The 21,126-nt window shown below is 73.0% G+C and carries 17 protein-coding genes and 1 tRNA gene; 9 read left to right on the plus strand and 9 right to left on the minus strand.

All coding sequences use genetic code 11. From position 1 onward, the window contains the following. The first annotated feature begins 20 nt into the window (after positions 1 to 20). Positions 21 to 779, plus strand: coding sequence for a 3-oxoacyl-ACP reductase FabG (gene fabG / locus E1258_RS00435; protein WP_132395721.1), 759 nt, complete (start codon positions 21 to 23; stop codon positions 777 to 779). Positions 780 to 881: 102 nt separating this feature from the next. Here fabG and E1258_RS00440 read toward each other — a convergent pair whose 3' ends face one another. Further along, positions 882 to 1,292 (minus strand): hypothetical protein, encoded by a 411-nt coding sequence (locus E1258_RS00440; protein ID WP_132395723.1) that lies wholly within the window; start codon positions 1,290 to 1,292, stop codon positions 882 to 884. Then, complete coding sequence (locus tag E1258_RS00445; RefSeq protein ID WP_132395803.1) at positions 1,285 to 1,680, minus strand: hypothetical protein; 396 nt, start codon at positions 1,678 to 1,680, stop codon at positions 1,285 to 1,287. Before E1258_RS00445 ends, E1258_RS00440 begins: the two co-directional genes overlap by 8 nt. Positions 1,681 to 1,950: 270 nt before the next feature. Here E1258_RS00445 and E1258_RS00450 point away from each other — a divergent pair, with 270 nt between their 5' ends. Beyond that, entirely contained in the window at positions 1,951 to 2,856 is a 906-nt protein-coding gene (locus tag E1258_RS00450) for a Gfo/Idh/MocA family protein (RefSeq protein WP_207919346.1), read from the plus strand. 708 nt (positions 2,857 to 3,564) lie between these two features. On the opposite strand, the gene E1258_RS00455 is transcribed toward E1258_RS00450, so the two are convergent. Beyond that, on the minus strand, positions 3,565 to 3,756 hold the full coding sequence (locus E1258_RS00455) for a DUF2795 domain-containing protein (protein ID WP_132395725.1): 192 nt from the start codon (positions 3,754 to 3,756) through the stop codon (positions 3,565 to 3,567). A gap of 116 nt (positions 3,757 to 3,872) precedes the next feature. Here E1258_RS00455 and E1258_RS00460 point away from each other — a divergent pair, with 116 nt between their 5' ends. Beyond that, positions 3,873 to 5,129, plus strand: coding sequence for an erythromycin esterase family protein (locus E1258_RS00460; protein WP_132395727.1), 1,257 nt, complete (start codon positions 3,873 to 3,875; stop codon positions 5,127 to 5,129). Between the two features lie 77 nt (positions 5,130 to 5,206). Here the strand turns inward: E1258_RS00460 and E1258_RS00465 are convergent, their stop codons facing one another. Continuing rightward, positions 5,207 to 7,429, minus strand: a complete 2,223-nt coding sequence (locus tag E1258_RS00465) for an MMPL family transporter (RefSeq protein ID WP_132395729.1) — start codon at positions 7,427 to 7,429, stop codon at positions 5,207 to 5,209. A 73-nt stretch (positions 7,430 to 7,502) separates the two neighbouring features. After that, positions 7,503 to 8,048, minus strand: a complete 546-nt coding sequence (locus tag E1258_RS00470) for a TetR/AcrR family transcriptional regulator (RefSeq protein WP_132395731.1) — start codon at positions 8,046 to 8,048, stop codon at positions 7,503 to 7,505. A gap of 164 nt (positions 8,049 to 8,212) precedes the next feature. Here E1258_RS00470 and E1258_RS00475 point away from each other — a divergent pair, with 164 nt between their 5' ends. Then, the gene (locus E1258_RS00475) at positions 8,213 to 8,995 is read left to right on the plus strand and encodes an isocitrate lyase/phosphoenolpyruvate mutase family protein (RefSeq protein ID WP_132395733.1); all 783 of its coding nucleotides are present in this window, start codon (positions 8,213 to 8,215) and stop codon (positions 8,993 to 8,995) included. Between the two features lie 277 nt (positions 8,996 to 9,272). Here E1258_RS00475 and E1258_RS00480 read toward each other — a convergent pair. From E1258_RS00480 to E1258_RS00495, 4 genes are all read right to left on the minus strand, one after another. Next, positions 9,273 to 9,347, minus strand: a tRNA-Arg gene (locus E1258_RS00480). Positions 9,348 to 9,411: 64 nt separating this feature from the next. Beyond that, the gene (locus E1258_RS00485) at positions 9,412 to 10,104 is read right to left on the minus strand and encodes a winged helix-turn-helix domain-containing protein (protein ID WP_132395808.1); all 693 of its coding nucleotides are present in this window, start codon (positions 10,102 to 10,104) and stop codon (positions 9,412 to 9,414) included. A 186-nt stretch (positions 10,105 to 10,290) separates the two neighbouring features. After that, complete coding sequence (locus E1258_RS00490; RefSeq protein WP_132395735.1) at positions 10,291 to 10,965, minus strand: DUF305 domain-containing protein; 675 nt, start codon at positions 10,963 to 10,965, stop codon at positions 10,291 to 10,293. A 44-nt stretch (positions 10,966 to 11,009) separates the two neighbouring features. Further along, the gene (locus tag E1258_RS00495; RefSeq protein ID WP_132395737.1) at positions 11,010 to 11,825 is read right to left on the minus strand and encodes a DUF3105 domain-containing protein; all 816 of its coding nucleotides are present in this window, start codon (positions 11,823 to 11,825) and stop codon (positions 11,010 to 11,012) included. A 100-nt stretch (positions 11,826 to 11,925) separates the two neighbouring features. Between E1258_RS00495 and argS the strand changes: the two genes are divergently transcribed. From argS to E1258_RS00520, 5 genes are all read left to right on the plus strand, one after another. After that, positions 11,926 to 13,590 (plus strand): arginine--tRNA ligase, encoded by a 1,665-nt coding sequence (argS, locus tag E1258_RS00500; protein ID WP_132395739.1) that lies wholly within the window; start codon positions 11,926 to 11,928, stop codon positions 13,588 to 13,590. A 96-nt stretch (positions 13,591 to 13,686) separates the two neighbouring features. Beyond that, positions 13,687 to 15,072: a diaminopimelate decarboxylase gene (gene lysA / locus E1258_RS00505; protein WP_132395741.1), complete on the plus strand. Its 1,386-nt coding sequence runs from the start codon at positions 13,687 to 13,689 to the stop codon at positions 15,070 to 15,072. Between the two features lie 8 nt (positions 15,073 to 15,080). After that, complete coding sequence (locus E1258_RS00510) at positions 15,081 to 16,388, plus strand: homoserine dehydrogenase (protein ID WP_207919347.1); 1,308 nt, start codon at positions 15,081 to 15,083, stop codon at positions 16,386 to 16,388. Positions 16,389 to 16,563: 175 nt separating this feature from the next. Beyond that, positions 16,564 to 17,613, plus strand: coding sequence for a threonine synthase (thrC, locus tag E1258_RS00515; RefSeq protein ID WP_132395745.1), 1,050 nt, complete (start codon positions 16,564 to 16,566; stop codon positions 17,611 to 17,613). Positions 17,614 to 17,762: 149 nt separating this feature from the next. Continuing rightward, positions 17,763 to 21,014: an efflux RND transporter permease subunit gene (locus E1258_RS00520; RefSeq protein WP_132395747.1), complete on the plus strand. Its 3,252-nt coding sequence runs from the start codon at positions 17,763 to 17,765 to the stop codon at positions 21,012 to 21,014. Positions 21,015 to 21,126: the final 112 nt, after the last annotated feature.

A 21,126-nucleotide genomic window follows, 5' to 3' on the forward strand; every position in this document is an offset into this window, starting at 1 on the left:
CAAGTTACCGGGAGGTAGTCATGTCTGAGGAGCAGCGGGTCGCCATCGTGACCGGGGCCGCACGGGGGATCGGGGCGGCCACCGCCCGCCGGCTGGCCGCCGACGGGCTGGCCGTCGCCGTGGTCGACATCGAGGAGTCGGCCACCAGTGACACCGTCGACGCCATCATGGCGGCCGGCGGCCGGGGGATCGGCGTCGGCGCCGACGTGGCCGACCGGGCGCAGGTCACCGCCGCCGTCGAGCGGGTCGCCGCCGAGCTGGGCGCGCCCACCGTGCTGGTCAACAACGCCGGCGTGCTCCGCGACAACCTGCTGTTCAAGATGACCGACGCCGACTGGGACACGGTGATGGGCGTGCACCTGCGCGGCGCGTTCCTGTTCAGTCAGGCCGCCCAGCAGCACATGGTCGAGCGGCGCTGGGGCCGGATCGTCAACCTCTCCAGCACCTCGGCACTGGGCAACCGGGGCCAGGCCAACTACGCGGCTGCGAAGGCGGGCCTGCAGGGCTTCACCAAGACCCTCGCCATCGAGCTGGGCCCGTTCGGGGTGACCGTCAACGCGGTCGCGCCCGGCTTCATCGTCACCGACATGACCGCCGCCACCGCCGCCCGGATGAAGCTGGACTTCGAGGCCTTCCAGAAGCACGCCGAGTCGGAGATCCCGGTGCGCCGCGTCGGCCGCCCGGAGGACGTCGCGCACACCATCTCGTTCCTGGTCAGCGAGGGCGCGTCCTTCGTCTCCGGCCAGGTCGTCTACGTGGCCGGCGGCCCGAAGGACTGACGGGTGAGGAAGGGCACCTTGTTGACGCCTACGGTATAGCGGGGCACCCCTTCTCACCCGGTCGTCGGTGTGGAGGTTGGTGCGGACGACGGGTGAGGGGCCTCAGTGGGTGCGGGTGCGCCAGAGCCAGAGCAAACCGAGCGCCGGCAGCACCAGCGGGACGTAGCCGTATCCGCTGCCGAACCCCGACCAGACCGTCTCGTCGGGGAACAGCTCCGGGTCGGCGAGGCTGAGCACACCCACGCCGACCACCCCGGCCAGCTCCACCGAGCAGCAGGCGAGCGCGACCCGCCGGCCCGCGTGCCCGGCGCGGGCCAGCCCCACGGCGGCCACGATGTAGATCAGCGCGGCCAGCGCCGACAGCAGGTACGCCACCGGCGCCTCGGCGAACCGGGTGGCGATCTGAAGGCCCGCCCGGGAGGTCGCGGCGATGGCGAAGAGCAGGTACACGGCGATCAGCAGCCGCCCCGGCCCCGTGTTGGTGGCCCGCTGGGGCGCCCGCGTCTCAACCACCGACGACCTCCCAGGTCTGCTGGAGCCGGACCGCCACGACCGGGGTGACCAGGCAGATCGCGCAGACGATCGCCGAGCCCCACCGGGTCGGCTCCATCCGGGCCAGCACCCAGGCCAGCGGCGGCAGGCAGACCAGCGTCACCAGGTAGCCGAAGAACGCGCCGGGCTCGCCCGGCCGCTCGCCGCCGCCGAGCGCGACCAGCGTCACCACCGCCAGCGCGAGCAGCGCCAGCTCCAGCGCGGCCAGGCCGGCGAACTGCATCCGGTCCGGCGGCCGGTTGCGCACCGCCGCCACCAGCGCCCACACCGCGAGTACGAGCGACAGCACGATCGTCGTCGTCGCCAGGTGCCCGTCCACCGGCGAGCCGGCCACGGCCGCGCTGGTCATCGGCGTCAACGGCGTCGCAGTCTCGGTCACCGGGACAGCCTACTAAGCCGTGTAGTACACCCTCCCGGCCCGGTCGCCGAGTGCCCCGTCCCGCGCGTGCCCCCGGCGCGTGCCCCCTCGGCCTGGTGGCGCGTTCGCGGCGCGTACCGCCTGGGCCTGGCGTGTGTGTCTCCGTTCCCGCCGCGTCGGCTGCGGCGGGCAGGCCGGACGGCTAGCGTGGATCACGGCCCCGGGCTCGCCGTGGCCGACGACGGACACCGGGGGTGCACCGTGCTGCGGTTCGGCTTGTTCGGCACCGGCCACTGGGCTGCCGGGACGCACGCGGCGGGCATCGACGCGCACCCCCGCGCGGAGCTGGCCGGCGTCTGGGGCCGCAACCCCGACCGGGCCGCCGCACTGGCCAGCCGGCACGGGGTGCCCGCCTTCACCGAGGTCGACGCGCTGCTCGACGCCTGCGACGCGGTCGCCGTGGCACTCCCGCCGGACGTCCAGGCCGATATCGCAGTCCGGGCCGCCATGGCCGGCCGGCACCTGCTGCTGGACAAGCCGCTGGCGCTCAGCCGCGCCGACGCCGACCGGGTCGTCACCGCCGCCGGGCAGTCCGGCGTCGCCTCCGTGGTCTTCTTCACCAACCGCTTTCAGCCGAACATCGCCGGATTCCTCGCCTCGACCGCCGCCGCGGGTGGCTGGCACACCGCCAAGGCGATCCGGTTCGGGTCGATCTTCCAGCCCGGCAGCCCGTACGGCGGCTCGCGATGGCGCCGCGACCGGGGTGCGCTGTGGGACATCGGCCCGCACGCCCTGTCGATCATCCTGCCGGTGCTCGGCCCGGTGACCCGGGTCGCCGCGATGGACGGCCCGCGCGGCCTGGTCCACCTGCTGCTCACTCACTCCGGCGGCGCGACGAGCACCGTCTCGCTCACCCTCGACGCCCCGCTCGAGGCGGTCGCGAGCGAGTTCACCTTCTACGGCGACAGTGGCGTGCAGATGGTCCCGCCCGGTGACGGCAGCTCGCTGACCGCGTTCGGCGTGGCGATTGACCAGCTTCTGGAGGAGATCGACGCCGGCACCCGGGACCACCGGTGCGACGTCCGGTTCGGCCGCGACGTGGTGGTCGTCCTCGACGCCGCCGGGACCGCCCGCGCCGAGGGCCGCACCGTCACCCTCCCCGGCTGAGACCGCCTCACCACCGGCCGCAGGTGAGACGGGCCTGCACCGGGCGGTCGAGCTTGCGCGGCAGCTTGCGGCTGCCCGATCGACCCGAACGGTGCAGATCGGCGGTGTGGTCCGCTCACAACCCGAGTTCGGCCCGTAGTCCGGCCAGCGAGATCGGGCGTCGCCGGCGTCGATGCGGGCCAGCGGTGACATAGGTGATCCGCCGGCGCGGTGGGCCAGAGGTGCCGGCAAGATCGGTCGCGGGGTCGTGCCGTCCCGGCGTACCATCCCCCGCATGTCCGCGCACGCTCTGATCGACGTGGCCGGTACGCCGGCCGCGTGGGCCCCGCTGCTGGTGGCCCGCCCGCGAGTCCGGCGTCCGGCCCCGGCCGGCCGGGACGCGACCCGCGCCTGATCGCCTCCGTCGATCCGACCCGCCCGCTGAGCGGCACAGCCGCCGACCCGACCCCTGCTCCCCGCGCCGAGCCGCGCCGGGAGCCGCCGGTCGGGCGGTGAACGCCGCCGTCGTCCCCCGCGCCGAGGGTTGTCCGAGTCCCCATCCGACCGGACAGGCCCACCTGCCGGCTGCCCGCCGGCCGCCTGTCCGTGCCCGTCGCCACCGGCGCGAGCAGTGGATCACCCTGCACCGCTGCTCCGCTGAGGTGCTTGCAGGGGCCCCCTGTAACGCATTCTGTTGTACAGGGGGCCCCTGCAAGCACCTGCGGTCGCTCAGGTGAGCGTGCTCAACGCCTCGGTCAGCTGCGCCGGGGAGGAGAACTCCTCCGCCGGCAGCGCGCGCAGCATCTGCAACACCTCGGTGCTGGCACCGTTCTCCTGGCCCCAGCGGACGAGGTCCTCCCGGGACACCGGGTAGTCGAGCCCGGCGACGTACTCCTGCAGTTGCAGCCCACTGACGGTCATGCCGGTCGCCTACCCGCTCCGCGCGTCCCCATGCCCGCGCGTCCCTGTCCCCGCGCGGTCCCGCCCGCCCGCGGCGGTGAGCGGTTTGCCCTGGCGGGGGCCGGGTAGCCGCGGACATGCTGGTACAGCGGCTCGGAGCGCCGAGCGACTTCGATCCCCTGCTGGAGCGGACCCGGGGTGCCCGGATCGTCATGATCGGCGAGGCGACGCACGGTACCCACGACTACTACCGCCTCCGCGAGCAGCTCACCCGGCGGCTCGTCGCCGAGCAGGGTTTTCGCTTCGTCGCGGTCGAGGGGGACTGGCCGGACTGCGAGCGCGTACACCGGTCGGTCACCGTCGCTCCAGGCGGGCTCGCCGATCCGCAGGCCGCGCTGGAGCGCTTCATCCGCTGGCCGACCTGGATGTGGTCCAACGCCGAGGTGGCCCGCTTCTGTCGCTGGCTGCGCGCCTGGAACCAGGAACGCCCGCAAAAGCAGCGGGCCGGCTTCCACGGGCTGGACGTCTACAGCCTCTGGGAGTCCATGCAGGCGATCTTCGACTACCTGGGCGAGGAGGAGCCGGCCTCGCTGGAGGCCGCCCAGGAGGCGTACCGGTGCTTCGAGCCGTACGGGCGGCGGATCGAGGAGTACGGCGCCGCCAGCCGATTCGCCTCGGCCCGCTGCGAGGAGGAGGTGGTGCGGCTGCTGGCCCGTACCCGGGAACAGGCCACCGCGGACGGCCCGGACCGCTTCTCGGCGTGGCAGAACGCGGAGGTGGTGGCCGGCGCGGAGCGTTACTACCGGGCGATGATGGGCGGCGGGCCGCATTCCTGGAATGTTCGGGACATCCACATGGCCGACACCCTGGACCGGCTGCTGGACTTCCACGGCCCCGGCTCGCGGGGGATCGTGTGGGCGCACAACACGCACGTCGGCGACGCCCGAGCCACCGACATGGCCACCGGCGGGATGATCAATATCGGGCAGCTCGCCCGCGAGCGGCACGGTGCGGACGCCGTGGCGCTGATCGGCTTCGGCAGCTACCGGGGCACGGTTGTCGCCGCGCCGCGCTGGGGCTCGCCGGCCGAGGAGATGGTGGTGCCGCCGGCCCGCCCCGGCTCGGTGGAACGGCGGTTGCACGAGTTGCTGCCCGAGCGGGCGGTGCTGGTTTTCGGCGGCCCAGACCAGCCCGGCTGGGTCACCGAGGAGCACGACCACCGGGCGATCGGCGTGGTGTACGACCCGAGCTTCGAGTCGTGGGGCAACTACGTGCCGACCCGGCTGGGCGAGCGCTACGACGCGTTCGTCTGGTGCGACGAGACCACGGCCGTGCGTCCCCTGCCCGCGCTCACCACGTTCGGCGAGATGGAGACGTACCCGGCGGGGGTGTGAGCGGGCGGTGCCGAGTGGTGCAAGGAGGGGCCCCTATACAACAGAATGCGTTGACGGGGGCCCCTCCTTGCACAGCGTCAGACGTGTGCCGGCTCCTTCTCGGCGAGGTGCACGCGCAGGCCCTCGCCCTCGACGTCCACGTTGGGCAGCGCCCTGTGCAGCCAGCGCGGTATCCACCACGCCGCCGCGTTGAGCAGTGACATCACCGCCGGGACGATGGTCATCCGGACCACGAAGGCGTCGATCGCGACGCCGACGGCGAGCGCGAAGCCCATCGACTTGATCACAGGATCGTCGAGGAAGACGAAGCCGCCGAAGACCGAGATCATGATCAGCGCGGCGGCGGTGACCACCCGCGCGCCGTGGCCCATGCCGTTGATCGTGGCCTGGCGCGCGCTGTCGCCGTGCACGTAGTCCTCCCGCATCCGGGAAACCAGGAAGACCTCGTAGTCCATGGCCAGGCCGAACAGGATGCCGATGAGCAGGATCGGCAGGAAGCTGACCAGCGGGCCGGGGGTGTCCAGGCCGACCAGGCCGGCCAGGTGCCCCTCCTGGAACACCGCCACCGTCATGCCGAACGTCGCGGCGACCGTGAGCAGGAAGCCCAGCGCCGCCTTGACCGGCACCAGGATCGACCGGAACACCAGCATCAGCAGCAGGACCGATAGGCCGACGACCAGCAGCAGGTAGACCGGCAGCGCGTCGGAGAGCTTCTCCGACACGTCGATGCCGATCGCGGTCGCGCCGGTGAGCAGCACATCCGCGCCGGTGACCCCGGCGACCTGGCGACGGATGTCGTGCACCAGTTCCTCGGTGGCCTCGTCGGTCGGGCCGCTGCGCGGGATCACCCCGAGCAGCGCGGTGCGTCCGGTCGGGTCGGTCTGCGGCGGGGCCACCGCGAGCACCCCGTCCGTGGCCTGGATGAGCCGGGCGACCTGCGGGGCCGTGGCGGCGGTGGCCTGCGGGGAGTCGGCCGTGACGACCACCGCGAGGCGGCCGGTGAAGCCGGGGCCGAAGCCCTCCCGGATCAGGTCGTTGTTCACCCGGGCCGGCGAGCCCGCCGACGCGGTGCTGGCGTCCGGCAGAGCCAGCCGCATGTCGGGGGCGGGCACCGCGAGCAGGCCCAGGCCGAGCAGGGCGACCAGGATCACCGGTACGCGCAGCCGGATGACCAGATGGGCCCAGCGGAAGCCGAAGCCGGACCGGTCCTCGGCGGCCGCCTTGACGGGCGCGGACCCGGCGCGCTCCTCGCCGGCCGGCGTTCCGCCCACCGCCGTGCTGCCGGCCCGGCGCAACCGGCGGGGGAGGACCCGGTTGCCGGCGAAGCCGAGCAACGCGGGGGCGAGGGTGATGGCGACCAGCACGGCGACGGTCACCGTGCCGGCGGCGGCCAGGCCCATGACGGTGAGGAACGGGATGTCCACCACCGCGAGGCCGGCCAGCGCGATGACCACGGTGGCCCCGGCGAACACCACGGCGGAGCCGGCGGTGCCGACGGCCCGGCCGACCGCCTCCTCCGGGGAGTGCCCGTCGACCAGGTTCTGCCGGTGCCGGGAGGTGATGAACAGCGAGTAGTCGATGCCGACCGCGAGGCCGAGCATCAGGGCCAGGACCGGCGCGGTGCTGGTCAGCTCGACCGTGCCGCTGAGCGCGAACAGGCCGGCCATGCCGACGCCGACGCCGATCAGCGCGTTGAGCATGGTCATGCCGGCTGCTACCAGCGACCCGAACGTGATGACCAGGACGATCGCCGCCACCAGTACGCCCAGCGCCTCGGTGGAGCCGACCTCCGGCTCGCCGCCGAGCACCTCGCCGCCCGGGGCGATCTGCCAGCCCTGCGCCTCGGCCTGCGCGCCCACCTTCTCGTACGCGTCGCGCTGGGTGTCGGTGACGTCGTCGGCACGGCCGGCGAACTGCACCTGGATCAGCGCGTACCGGCCGTTCGGGGAGATCGCCTGGGACTGGTACGGGTCGACCGCGCCGACCACGCCGGGCACGGTGGCCGCCTCCTGGGTCACCTGCTTGACCAGAGCCTGCCCCTCGGGCGTGGCGAGCTGGCCGTCCGCCGGTGCCTTCACGGCGATGGTGCCGGTGGCGCCGCTGGCCGCCGGGAACCGTTCGGTGAGCAGGTCGATCGCGCGCTGGGACTCGGTGCCGGGCATGGTGAAGTTGCTCGTCGTCGGGCCGCCCAGCGTCGCCGCAGCGACGCCGAGGCCGACGAGCACGACGAGCCAGACGACGGCGACGAGCCGACGGTGGCGCAGCGAGGCCCGGCCGAGCCGGTACAACAGGGTCGCCATCAGATCCTTGTCCTCGGTCGTGGGTGGGGTCGTGGGGTGAACTGGTCGCGCGGGTGAACCGGGCGGTGGTGGGTCAGTCGGGTGGCACCAGGGCGCGACGGACGAGGCCGAGCAGGGCGTCGCGCAGCTCGTCGTCGCCGAGGTCGTCGAACTCGCCGCAGGTTTCGGCGATCCCGGCGAGCACGACCAGCGCCGCGACCCGGGCGGCCGGGCGCGTCGAGTGGCCGGCGAACGCCGCGACGAGCCGTTCGGAGATCTGCTGCACGTGCGCGAAGGCCGGCTGCTGGAGCAGCACGGGAAACTCGCCGCGCAGCAGCGCGATCTGCCGGCGGAAGCGCACCGCGAGGTCGACGAAGTCCTCGGCGGCGACCCGCTGGGCCTGGCCGCCGCTCAGTCCGGTGATCCGCTCGTCCAGCTCGACCGCCGCCGCCAGCTCCGGGGCCATCAGCTCGATGAGCAGGGCCTCCTTGTTGGCGAAGTGGTAGAGCACGGTCGCCTTCGAGACGCCGACCTCGCGGGCGATGTCCTGCAACGAGGTGCCCTTGTATCCGGTCACGGCGAATCGCCGCCCCGCCGCCGCCAGGATCTCGGCGTGTGTCTCCGGTACCGCCCGCGCCATGCCGGCCACCTCCCGGCCACCAGCATGCCTGACCGATCGGTCAGAACCTGACCGATCGGTCAGAAGGTTCGGGTGGCGTTCGTCACAGCCGCCGCCACCCCGCCGTGACGGCGACACGGCCAACTCGAAGAACCGGGTCCGCCCCGGGCTGCCATGATGCGGGGATGACCGAGAACCCATCGACCTCCGTCGAGCGCGCCGACGCGCTGCGCGCCCTGCACAAGTCCGGCGACCCGCTGGTGCTGCCAAACGCCTGGGACGCCGGGTCCGCCCGCGCCGTCGTCGCCGCCGGCTTCGCGGTCGTCGCCACCAGCAGCGCCGCCGTCGCCGAGTCCCTCGGGTACGCCGACGGCGAGGCCACCCCGGTCGAGGAGGCGTTCGCCGCCGTCGCCCGGATCGTGCGTGCCGTGCCCGTCCCGGTCACCGCCGACCTGGAGCGGGGGTACGGCCTGCGCCCCGCCGAACTGGTCGAGCGGATGCTCGCCGCCGGCGTCGTCGGCTGCAACCTGGAGGACTCCGACCCGCGCACCGGCGCGCTGTACGAGGCCGAGGAGCAGGCCGACCTGCTGGCCGCCGTACGGGCGGCGGCCGACGCGGCCGGGGTGCCGCTGGTGCTCAACGCCCGGATCGATCTGTACCTGCGCGAGGCCGGCGACGCGGCCGGGCGCACCGCCGAGGCGATCCGCCGGGCCCGGCTCTACCGGGCCGCCGGGGCGGACTGCGTCTACCCGATCTTCCTGGCCGACCCAAAGCGGATCGCGGAGTTCGTGTCCGGGACGGACGCCCCGGTGAACGTCGGCTTCAAGCCCGGCGGGCCCAGCCTGGCCGAGCTGGCCGGGCTGGGCGTGGCCCGGGTCAGCTTCGGCCCCGGCCCGTACCGGGTCAGCCAGGCGCGGATCGCCGGCCTGCTCGCGGCCGTCCACGCCGGCACCAACCCGTACGCGTGAGGGGGCCCATTCGGCACCCCCAGGACGCGCCGGTTTCAGCCTCACGCACAGCGGAGGGTCACATTCGCGCGGGTCCGGGCGTCGCGCGCCTCACCCTCCGCGCCGACACCAGCGCCATCCCCCGGCGCGACGTGTCAGCTCTCCTCGACAGCCTCGATCCGTCGCTGATCGCGGCGCTGCGCGAGGAGGGGCTGGATCAGGCAGGAGCGGAGCGGATCGTGGCCCGCTCTCGATGAGCCGGCGACGAGGTCAGCGACCTTTTCGTGCTGGTCTGCTCTGGTGCCCCCGGCAGGATTCGAACCTGCGCCCCCGCCTCCGGAGGGCGGTGCTCTATCCCCTGAGCTACGGGGGCTCAGCGACGGGAGAAGACTAGCAAACGTCGCCACCGATCGCCGAATCGGTATCCGGCCGGCGGGTCAGGCCGCGATCGCCCGCCCGCAGCTCGGCAGCGGGTGCAGCGCGATCCGCCGGGGCAGCCGGCGCGGCCACTCGTTCTTCGGCCAGGAGCCGTCGACGATGAGGTGTACCGGGTTCTCCTCGGCCCCACTGAGCCGCAGGACGAAGTCGCGGGGCAGCGGCGGGTCGACCGACGGTGTGGTGATCATGAAGCGGACCCGGCCCCGGGACGACACCGCGGAGATCACGTCGGCCGCCGGCATCGTCCCGCGCAGCCGCACCCGGCCGAGCCAGTAGACCTCGGCAAGGTGCTCCTGGGCGGCCCTGGTGATCGCCGGGTACTCCAGGCGTACCCAGCGCTCGACCGCGCCGACGCAGAGCCCGCAGGCGCGCTCGCGCGGCTCGCGCGGCCCCAACCCCCAGGCCCGCAGGTACGCCCCGACGGCGCCGACGTCCGCCCGTGGGTCGAAGCGGCGCTGGACGAGCGTGGTGAGGCTCTGCCGCGTCCACAGCTCCTCGTCCAGGCCGAACTCGTCGGGGTGGACGCCGCGCAGGACGTCGATCAGCTCCAGCTCCTGTTCGCGGCTGAGCGTTCCCGGCTCGCCCTGCCGCTGTCCGCGACGGACGGCTGCCACCGTCCCGTCACCGCCGATGGTGTGGCGTCGGCACCAGCTGGTGACCGACCGCCGTGCGTCTCTGAGTGCAACCCCCACGTCCTGCGCAACGAGCCCGAATCGCAACTGGTCACGATATGTGGGTGGAAAAGTCTCTCAAGCCCGCGAAAGGGTCGGATAGCTTCTAAACGGACACGGTTTCATCGTGGATACGGGAGCGGACACGGGAAAGGCCCGCGCCGCCGCCGGGGTCGGCGGGGCGCGGGCCTTCCGGTGCTGCGGCGGTCAGCCCTTGACGAGCCGGTCGCGCGCGGCCGTGAGGTTGGTCAGGTCGGTCTGTTGCGTGTTCTTCATCGTCTGGGCCACCCGCACGACCTCGGGATCGTCGCTGGCGTCGAGGATGCCGTCGATCATGTGGACGCCGCCCAGGTGGTGCTGGATCATCAGCTCCAGGAAGAGAACGTCCTTCTCCCGGCCCCGGGGGGTGTCCCGCAGCTTCGCCATCTGCTCCGGGGTGGCCATCCCCGGCATCAGGCCGTTCTTGACCGACGCCGTGCCGTCTGGCATCCACCCCATCCGGGGCTGCGACCCGGTCGGGTCGAGGCCCCAGGAGCGCAGCCACGTCTGCATGATGCCGATCTCGCCCTGCTGGCCGGTGGCGACGTCGACACCGATGCTGACCACCTCGGGGTCGGTGCCCTGTTGGTACGCGATCAGCCCCATCTGCACCGCCTGAGCGTGGTGGGTGGTCATGTCCCGGGCGAAGCCCGCCTCCGCCGAGGCGTCGCCGGGGCGGGTGAGCCCCGGCGTGAGCAGGCCGCCCGCGTACCCGAGCAGGAGGCCGACCACGACGGCGGCGGCCACCGCCAGTGTGCCGAAGCGGCGCGCGGAGGCCCGGTCGTCGTCGTGGGTGGCCGGGACGTCGTCCAGGGCGGGGCCCGTCGTCGTGGGTGCGGTCATTGCCGTCCTCGTCGTCCGTCGCGGAATCCGGCGGGTAACCGGAACTACTGGGTGGGCATCTGGGCGCCTTCACGCGGCGTGGTGCCGGTGGCGGTGATGCCCGGCTGCCCGCAGTTGGCGGTCGGACCCTCGATCGAAGCGTTCACCCGCAGCGTCTTGATGAACTCGTCGATCCGGCTGTCGTCGGCGTTGTCGACCTTGAGCTGGTACCCCCAGGCCTGGAGCGAGATCGGCTTGTCCAGCCCCTCGTACGGGCTGAGCATCAGTTTCTCCTGGCCCGCGACCTTGCTCTTGAGCGTCGCCACCTGGTCGGCCGGCAGGTCGGGGCGATAGGTGATCCACACCGCGCCGTGCTCCAGGCTGTGCACCGCGTGCTCGTTGGCGATCGGGGCATCGTAGACGTCGCCCATGCAGTTCTGCCAGGTGGCGTTGTGCGGGCCCGCCACCGGCGGGGACTGCGCGTACTTGATCGGGCCCTGCTGGTGGTTGCTGCCCTTGACCAGCTCCGGGTCCGTCTTGCGGAAGTTGACGATGCCGCTGATGTCGGCGGCCCGGTCCTCCCACGGCTTCGAGCCCTGGAACGTCGCCCAGGCGCCAAAGCCGATGATGCCGACGGCGAGCACGCCGACCGCGGTGAACAGCGCGATCGGGCCCCACGAGCGGCCCTGGCTCACCTTCACCGGGGCGATCGGCTTGCGGGGGCCCTTGCCCTTGCCGCCCGCGGCGGGGCGTGGGGCGTCGCCGGTCGACTTGCCGGCCCCGGCCTTGGCGCCGGGCGCCGGCCGGCCCGCCGCCGGCTTCTTGCCGGTGGTGACCACGGTCGGACGGCGTTCCGGGCCGCCCGGGGTGCTGATGCTCATCGTGCCTCGTCAGGTCGGTCGGTCAGAGTGGGTGGCGGGTCGGATTTCACGCGCAGGGTCGCCGCCGAGTGACCGAGTCTACCCCCGATAACATGGTTCGGTGACTCCCGCAGAACTGGCCGAGGTCGTCCTCTCCGCAGCCCACGCAGTCTTCACCGACCGGGGCCTGGACAGCTCCGTGCTTCCGGGGCGCACCGCCGTCGAGCGACCGCGCAATCCCGAGCACGGCGACTACGCCTCGACGCTCGCCCTCCAGCTGAGCAAGAAGGTGGGCGTGCCCCCGCGGGAGCTGGCCACGGCGCTGGCCGAGCAGCTCGGCCGGGCCGCCGGGATCAAGTCCGTGGAGATCGCTGGCCCGGGCTTCCTCAACATCCGACTCGACGCCGCCGCCGCCGGCCAGCTCGCCCGGTCGATCGTCGAGGCCGGCCCGGCGTACGGCCGCAGCACGGCCCTCGCCGGCCAGAAGATCAACCTGGAGTTCGTCTCGGCCAACCCGACCGGCCCGGTGCACATCGGCGGGGTCCGCTGGGCCGCCGTCGGCGACGCGCTGAGCCGGCTGCTGCGCGCCACTGGCGCGGACGTCGGCACGGAATACTATTTCAACGACGCCGGCTCCCAGATCGACCGGTTCGCCCGGTCCCTGCTCGCCGCCGCGAAGGGCGAGCCCGCCCCGGAGGACGGCTACGGCGGCGCGTACATCGCGGAGATCGCCACCGAGGTCCGCACCCGCCGGCCCGACGTGTTGGAGCTGGCCGACGACGCCGCTCAGGAGGTGTTCCGGGTCGAGGGCGTGGCGCTGATGTTCTCCGAGATCAAGTCCTCGCTGCGTGACTTCGGGGTGGAGTTCGACACGTACTTCAACGAGAAGGACCTGCACGACCGGGGCGAGCTGGACCAGGCCCTGGCCCGGCTGCGCGAGCAGGGCCACGTCTTCGACACCGACGGGGCCACCTGGCTGCGCACCACGGACTTCGGCGACGACAAGGACCGGGTGCTGCGCAAGTCCAACGGCGAGTGGACGTACTTCGCGGCGGACTGCGCGTACTACCTCGACAAGCGCGAGCGCGGCTTCGACCGCGTGGTGATCATGCTGGGCGCCGACCACCACGGGTACATCGGCCGGATGAGGGCCATGGCGGCCTGCTTCGGCGACGACCCGGCCGTGACCCTGGAGATCCTGATCGGCCAGCTCGTCAACCTGCTCCGCGACGGGCAGCCGGTGCGGATGAGCAAGCGGGCCGGCACCGTTGTCACCCTGGAGGACCTGGTCGACGCGATCGGCGTGGACGCCTCCCGGTACGCGCTGGCCCGCTACTCCAGCGACTCGCCGATCGACATCGACGTGGAGCTGTGGACCCGGGCCACCCGGGACAACCCGGTCTACTACGTGCAGTACGTGGCGGCCCGCACCGCCAGCGTGGGCCGCAACGCCGCCGAGGTGGGGCTGATCCGGGGCGACGCCGAGGCGTTCCGTCCCGAGCTGCTCGCCCACGACAGGGAGAACGACCTGCTCAAGGCGCTCGCCGAGTTCCCCGCCGTGGTCGCCACCGCCGCCGAGCTGCGCGAGCCGCACCGGGTGGCCCGGTACCTGGAGGAACTGGCCGGGGCGTACCACCGGTTCTACGACAACTGCCGGATCCTGCCGCGCGGCGACGAGGAGGTCACCGACCTGCACCGGGCCCGGCTCTGGCTCAACGACGCCACCCGCACGGTGATCGCCAACGGGCTGCGCCTGCTCGGCGTGTCCGCGCCCGAGAGGATGTGATCGCATGCGAGCCCGGGTTGCCAGGCAGGGACGTGATCGCGTGCGAGCGCGGGGAGTGAGCTTGCGGGTTTCGCAGTCGCGAAGTGGAGAGAGCTGATGCGGGCACACGAGGCCGGCGCGTTGCACGGCGAGATCGGCAGCCGGGGACCGGCGTGGCTGCGTCCCCCGGCCGACGTCAACGCCCTGGTGCCGCCGCTGTGGCCGCGTACGGTGACCCGGGCCGTCGATGGCGCGCTCGCCGTCGGCGGGCTCGGCGTCCGCGAGATCGCGGCCGAGTTCGGCACCCCGGTGTACGTCCTCGACGAGGACGACCTCCGCTCGCGCTGCCGGGACTTCCGGGCCGCCTTCCCGGACGCCGACGTCTACTACGCGGGCAAGGCGTTCCTGTGCCGGGCCGTGGTGCGGATGATCGCCGAGGAGGGCATGTTCCTCGACGTCTGCACCGGCGGCGAGCTGGCCACCGCGCTGTCGGCCGGAATGCCGGCGGAGCGGATCGGCTTCCACGGCAACAACAAGTCGGTGGCCGAGCTGACCCGGGCGCTGGACGCGGGGGTGGGGCGGATCGTCCTCGACTCGTTCACCGAGATCGACCGGCTCACCGCGCTGGCCCGCGAGCGCGGGGTCCGTCCCGGCGTGCTGATCCGGGTCACCGTCGGCGTGGAGGCGCACACCCACGAGTTCATCGCCACCGCCCACGAGGACCAGAAGTTCGGCTTCTCCCTGGCCGGCGGGGCGGCGGCGGCAGCCGCGTTCAAGGTCATCGACGAGGGCGTGCTCGACCTGCTCGGGCTGCACTCGCACATCGGTTCGCAGATCTTCGATGCCAGCGGCTTCGAGGTCTCCGCCCGGCGGGTGCTCGCCCTGCAGGCGCAGATCCGCGACGCCCGGGGCGTCGAGCTGCCCGAGCTGGACCTGGGCGGCGGGTTCGGCATCGCGTACACCACCCAGGACGACCCGGCCGCCCCGCAGGACCTGGCCAAGCGGCTGCGCAAGATCGTCGACGGGGAGTGCGCCGCCGAGCGGCTGGCCGTGCCGCGCCTGTCCATCGAGCCGGGCCGGGCCATCGTCGGCCCGGCGGTGTTCACGCTCTACGAGGTCGGCACGGTCAAGAACGTCGACGGCATCCGGACGTACGTGAGCGTGGACGGGGGGATGAGCGACAACATCCGCACCGCGCTGTACGACGCGTCGTACTCGGCCACGCTGGCCTCCCGGGCCTCGGCGGCCGAGCCGCTGCTCGCCCGCGTGGTGGGAAAGCACTGTGAGTCCGGGGACATCGTGGTGAAGGATGAATTCCTGCCCGCTGACGTGCAGGCCGGAGATCTTGTCGCGGTGCCCGGCACGGGTGCCTACTGCCGGAGCATGGCCAGCAACTACAACCACGTGCCCCGTCCTGCGGTGGTGGCGGTGTGCGACGGCCGGGCGCGACTGATCGTCCGGCGGGAGACGGAAGAGGACCTGCTCGCATTGGACGTCGGATGACCTCACCTGTGCGCTTGGCGCTGCTCGGCTGCGGAACGGTCGGCAGCGAGGTGGTGCGGCTGCTGCACGAGCAGTCGGCCGACCTCGCGGCCCGCATCGGCGCTCCCCTGGAGATCGCCGGGATCGCCGTGCGCCGGCTCGGTCGAGCCCGGGGCGGCCTGCCGGTCGACGAGGCGCTGTTCACCACCGACCCGCTCGGCCTGATCAAGCGGGACGACGTCGACGTGGTGGTGGAGGTCGTCGGCGGGATCGAGCCGGCCCGGGGCTGGCTCGTCGAGGCGCTGCGGGCGGGCAAGAGCGTGGTCACCGCCAACAAGGCGCTGCTCGCCGAGGACGGCGCGGCCCTGCACGACGCGGCGGCCGAGGGCGGTGCGGACCTCTACTACGAGGCGTCGGTCGCCGGGGCCATCCCGCTGCTGCGCCCGCTGCGCGACTCGCTGCACGGCGACCGGGTCAACCGGGTCACCGGCATCGTCAACGGCACCACCAACTTCATCCTCTCGGCCATGGACGCCACCGGCGCCGGTTTCGCCGAGGCGCTGGAGGAGGCCACCGAGCTGGGCTACGCGGAGGCCGACCCGACGGCCGACGTGGAGGGCTTCGACGCCGCGGCCAAGGCGGCCATCCTCGCCTCGCTGGCGTTCCACACCCGGGTCACCGCCGCCGACGTGCACCGTGAGGGGATCACCGAGGTCACCGCCGCCGACGTCGCCAGCGCCAAGGGGATGGGCTGCACGATCAAGCTGCTCTGCATCGCAGCCCGGGGCCGCGACGCCGCCGGCAAGGAGACGGTCAGCGTCCGGGTGCACCCGGCGATGATCCCCCGGAGCCACCCGCTGGCCAGCGTCGGTGACGCGTTCAACGCGGTCTTCGTGGAGGCCGAGGCGGCCGGGCAGCTCATGTTCTACGGCCGGGGCGCGGGCGGCGCGCCGACCGCCAGCGCGGTGCTCGGCGACGTGGTGGCGGTGGCCCGCAACCGGCTCGCCGGGGTGCGCGCGCCCAGCGAGTCGGCGTACGCGGACCTGGCGGTGCGGCCGATGGGGGAGGCCCTGACGCGGTACCACATCAGCCTCGACGTGGCCGACCGTCCCGGCGTGCTCGCGGCGGTGGCCGGGGTGTTCGCCCGGCACGACGTGTCCATCGCCACCGTCCGGCAGGGCTCGGCGGACGGCCCGGCCGGCGCCGGCGATGCCGAGCTGGTCATCGTCACCCATGTGGCGCGCGACGCCGCGCTCGCCGCCACCGTGCGGGAGCTGCGCGGGCTGGACATCGTGCGGTCGGTGGCGAGCGTGCTGCGGGTCGAGGGCGGAGCCTGACCGCGCCGCCGGGCGGCAGGTCGCGGGCGTCTCGCCTGGTGACACGGCGGGCGGCGGGGCGTGTTCGCGTCTCGCCTGGTGGTTATGCGCGGGTGTGGCGTGCGTGGGTCGGCGAGGCTGGTCCACGCTGGGGGATGCCCCGGGTCGGCGGGGCGGTAGAGGCGAGGAGAGCGACATGTGGCGGGGTCTGATCGAGACGTTCCGGGACCGGCTGCCGGTCACCGACGCCACTCCGGTCGTCACCCTGCACGAGGGGAACACCCCGCTGCTGCCCGCGCCGGTGCTCTCCGCCCGGCTCAGCTGCGACGTCTACCTCAAGGTCGAGGGTGCCAACCCGACCGGCTCGTTCAAGGACCGGGGCATGACGCTGGCGGTCTCCAAGGCCGTCGAGCACGGCGACAAGGCGATCATCTGTGCCTCGACCGGCAACACCAGCGCCTCCGCCGCGGCGTACGCGGCCCGCGCCGGGATCACCTGCGCCGTGCTGGTGCCACAGGGCAAGATCGCCCTCGGCAAGCTGGCCCAGGCGCTGGTGCACGGCGCACGGCTGCTCCAGGTCACCGGCAACTTCGACGACTGCCTGGCGCTGGCCGCCAAGCTGGCCCAGGACTACCCGGTCGCGCTGGTCAACTCGGTCAACCCCGACCGGCTGCACGGTCAGAAGACGGCCGCGTTCGAGATCGTCGAGGCGCTCGGCGACGCGCCCGACATCCACTGCCTGCCGGTCGGCAACGCCGGCAACATCTCCGCGTACTGGATGGGTTACTCCGAGGACCTGCACGACGGCAACGCCACGAAGACCCCGAAGATGTACGGCTTTCAGGCGGCTGGGGCCGCTCCGATCGTCACCGGTCAGGTGGTGCACGAGCCGTCGACCATCGCCACCGCGATCCGGATCGGCAACCCGGCGAGCTGGACGAAGGCCGTCGACGCCCGGGACGCCTCCGGCGGCCTGATCGCCGCCGTCAGCGACCGGGAGATCCTGGCCGCGTACCGGCTGCTGGCCCGCGAGGTCGGCGCCTTCGTGGAGCTGGGCAGCGCGGCCAGCGTCGCCGGGCTGCTCCAGCAGGCCGCCGCCGGTCGGGTGCCGGCTGGCTCGACGGTCGTCTGCACGGTCACCGGCCATGGCCTGAAGGACCCGGAGTGGGCGATCTCCACGGCCCCCGCCCCGATCACCATCGGCAACGACGCCCTCGCCGCCGCCCGCTCCCTCGACCTGGCCTGAGCCCGCCGGCCGCCGGGCCGCGCGGCGACGGACGCGACACGTCACCCGGTGGGTCGGCGCGACCCTGGCCCCGGCGGGAGAGATCGGATCGGGCACACTCCTTGCTAACGAGCTGTCCCGCCTTCCTCTTCCAGGAGTGAGCCACGCCGATGTCGCTGCTCGCCAGATTCAGCCTCGCCAACCGAGGGCTGGTCGCCCTCATCGCGGTGGTCACGACGCTGTTCGGTCTGTTCGCCGTCCCGTCGTTGAAGCAGCAACTCCTGCCGTCGCTGGAGTTCCCGGGCGCGTTCGTCGTGGCGGTCTACCCCGGCGCCGCGCCCGAGATCGTCGAGTCGCAGGTCACCGAGCCGATCGAGAACAGCCTCCAGGGCATCCCCGGGGTGGAGAAGGTCACCTCCACCTCCCGCGAGGGCTCGTCCACGGTCGAGGTGGAGTTCACGTTCGGCACCGACCTGGACAACGTGGTCAACAAGATGGAGACTGCGCTGAACCGGATCGACAGCCAGCTCCCCGAAAGCGTCGACCCGCAGGTCCTGACCGGCACCACCGACGACCTTCCGGCCGTGGTGCTCGCCGCGTCCGGCGGCGGCGACGAGCGGGTGCTGGCCGACCGGCTGCGCGACGCCGTCGTACCGGAGCTGGAGGCGATCGACGGGGTCCGCACCGTTGTCGTGACCGGCACCCGCGACCAGGTCGTCACGGTCACCCCGGACCCGGCGAAGCTGGCCGCCGCGAAGCTCGCGCCGACCGCGATCGGCACCGCCCTGAAGACCAACGGCGTCGCCGTGCCGGCCGGCGCGGTCAGCGACGGGTCGCGGGCGCTCATCGTCGGAGTGGGTACGCCGATCCGCTCCCTCGACGACCTCAAGGGCATCGTGCTGGTTCCGACCGCGCCGAAGGCCGCCCCGGTGAAGCTCGGCGACGTGGCGACCGTGGCGCAGCAGCTCGCCCCGGCCACCTCGTTCACCCGCACCAACGGCCGGGACAGCCTCGGCATCGCCGTCACGGCCGCACCGGACGGCAACGCCGTCGAGATCTCCCACGAGATCCGCGAACGCCTCGCCGACCTGCGTTCGGCCTCCGGCGCTGAGCTGACCGTCGTGTTCGACCAGGCCCCGTTCGTGGAGAAGTCCATCGAGAGCCTCACCACCGAGGGCCTGCTGGGCCTGGTCATGGCGGTCGTGGTCATCCTGGTCTTCCTGCTGTCGGTGCGCTCGACCGTGGTCACCGCCGTGTCCATCCCGCTTTCGGTGCTGGTGGCGCTCATCGCGCTCTGGATCGGCGACTACTCGCTCAACCTGCTCACCCTCGGTGCGCTGACCATCGCGGTCGGCCGGGTGGTCGACGACTCGATCGTGGTGCTGGAGAACATCAAACGCCACCTGGAGTACGGCGAGCCGAAGCGGGCGGCGATCCTCACCGCGGTCCGCGAGGTGGCCGGCGCGGTGACCGCGTCGACGCTGACCACGGTCGCCGTCTTCGCCCCGATCGCGCTGGTCGGCGGTTTCGTCGGGCAGCTCTTCGCGCCGTTCGCGATCACCGTGACGGTGGCCCTGCTCGCCTCGCTGCTGGTCTCGCTCACGGTGATCCCCGTGCTGGCGTACTGGTTCTTGAAGTCGAAGCGGGGCGGGGCGGACGACGAGGCCGAGCGCCGGGTCGCCGAGGAGAAGGAGCTGCGCAGCCCGTTGCAGCGGGCGTACCTGCCGGTGATCGGGTTCGCCACCGGCAGCCGGCGGACCCGCTGGATCACCTCCGGGCTGGGGCTGCTGGTGCTGCTCGGCACGCTGCTCCTGTCCAGCACGCTCAAGACCAACTTCCTGGACGACTCCGGCCAGGACACCCTGACCATCACCCAGCAGCTTCCGGCCGGCAGCGGGCTGGTCGCCACCGACCAGGCGGCCCGCCGGGTCGAGGCGGTGCTGGACCGAGCCGACGGCGTCGAGACGTACCAGGTGAGCGCTGGGGGCAACGACCAGCCCTGGGCGGGCGGCGGCGGCAACAACGCCGCCACCTTCTCCGTCACGCTCGACGGCGAGACCGACGTGGCCGAGGTGAAGGAGGCCCTGCGCCGCGAGTTCGACTCCCTCGGCGCCGCCGTCGGCGAGGTGAGCTTCGGCGGGGCCGACGGGGGCGGGTCGACCAACCAACTGGAGGTCGTCGTGCAGGCGGCCGACTCCGAGGTGCTGGCCCAGGCGGCCGAGCAGGCGCGGGCCGCCATGACCGCCACGGCCGACGTCGAGGACGTCTCGACCAGCCTGGCCGAGCGGGTGCCGCGGGTGGACGTGACCGTGAACCGGCTGGCCGCGGCGCGGGCGGGACTCACCGAGGCGGCCGTCGGGCAGCTCGTCGCCCAGGTGTACCGGGGCACCCCGCTGGGGCAGGTCACCCTCGACGACGGCCAGCAGGACGTGGTGCTGCGCTCCGGCGCGCAGCCGCCGCTGACGGTGGAGGAGCTGCGGGAGCTGCGCGTCGGCCCGGTGAGGCTGGACGACATCGCCGACATCACCCAGGCCGAGGGGCCGCAGCAGGTGACCCGCATCGACGGGGAGCGCAGCGTCACGGTCACCGGCACGGCGACCGGCAGCAACCTCGGCGCGACCACCAAGGAGCTCCAGAAGAAGCTGGACGCCATCGACGTTCCCGGCGCGACGATGAGCATCGGCGGCGTCAGCGCCGACCAGAGCGAGGCGTTCGCCGACCTGGGGCTGGCCGTGCTCGCGGCCATCGCGATCGTGTTCCTGATCATGGTGGCGACGTTCCGCAGCCTGACCCAGGCGCTGATCCTGCTGATCTCGGTTCCGTTCGCGGCGACCGGCGCGATCGGCCTGCTGCTGGCCACCGGCACCCCGCTGGGCGTGCCAGCGCTGATCGGCGTGCTGATGCTGGTCGGCATCGTGGTGACCAACGCGATCGTGCTGCTGGACCTGATCAACCAGTACCGGGCGCAGGGCATGGGGGTCAACGAGGCGGTTGTCGAGGGCGGCCGACGCCGGCTGCGCCCGATCCTGATGACCGCCGTCGCGACGATCTTCGCGCTGCTGCCGATGGCGTTCGGCCTGACCGGGGAGGGCGGCTTCATCTCCAAGCCGCTGGCGATCGTGGTGATCGGTGGCCTGCTCAGCTCCACCCTGCTCACCCTGATCCTGGTTCCGACCCTCTACACGATGGTGGAGAACACCAAGGAGTCGCTGCGGGCCCGCCGGCTCCGCCGCCGGGGCGCTCCAGCGGCGGAGTCCATTGGCGACGGCGGTACGCCGCCGGCCGGCGAGCCCGTCCCCGCCGCCGCGCCGGCCGCCCCCGCCCGGCCCACGCCGTCGGCGGCCCTGGTGGACGGCACCGACCAGTTCGAGGTGCTTCGCCTGCCGAAGAGCCGGCAGTCGCCGCTGCCGCCGGCCGAGTAGCCGCCACGACCAAGAACGCCCCCGCCGGGACACCGTCCGGCGGGGGCGTTCGGCGTACGGCTGCGTCGCCTGTCCGACCAGGCACGATGAGTCGGATGCCGCACACTGACGG

The organism is Micromonospora sp. KC207, assembly GCF_004348615.1.
Taxonomy (GTDB): domain Bacteria; phylum Actinomycetota; class Actinomycetes; order Mycobacteriales; family Micromonosporaceae; genus Micromonospora.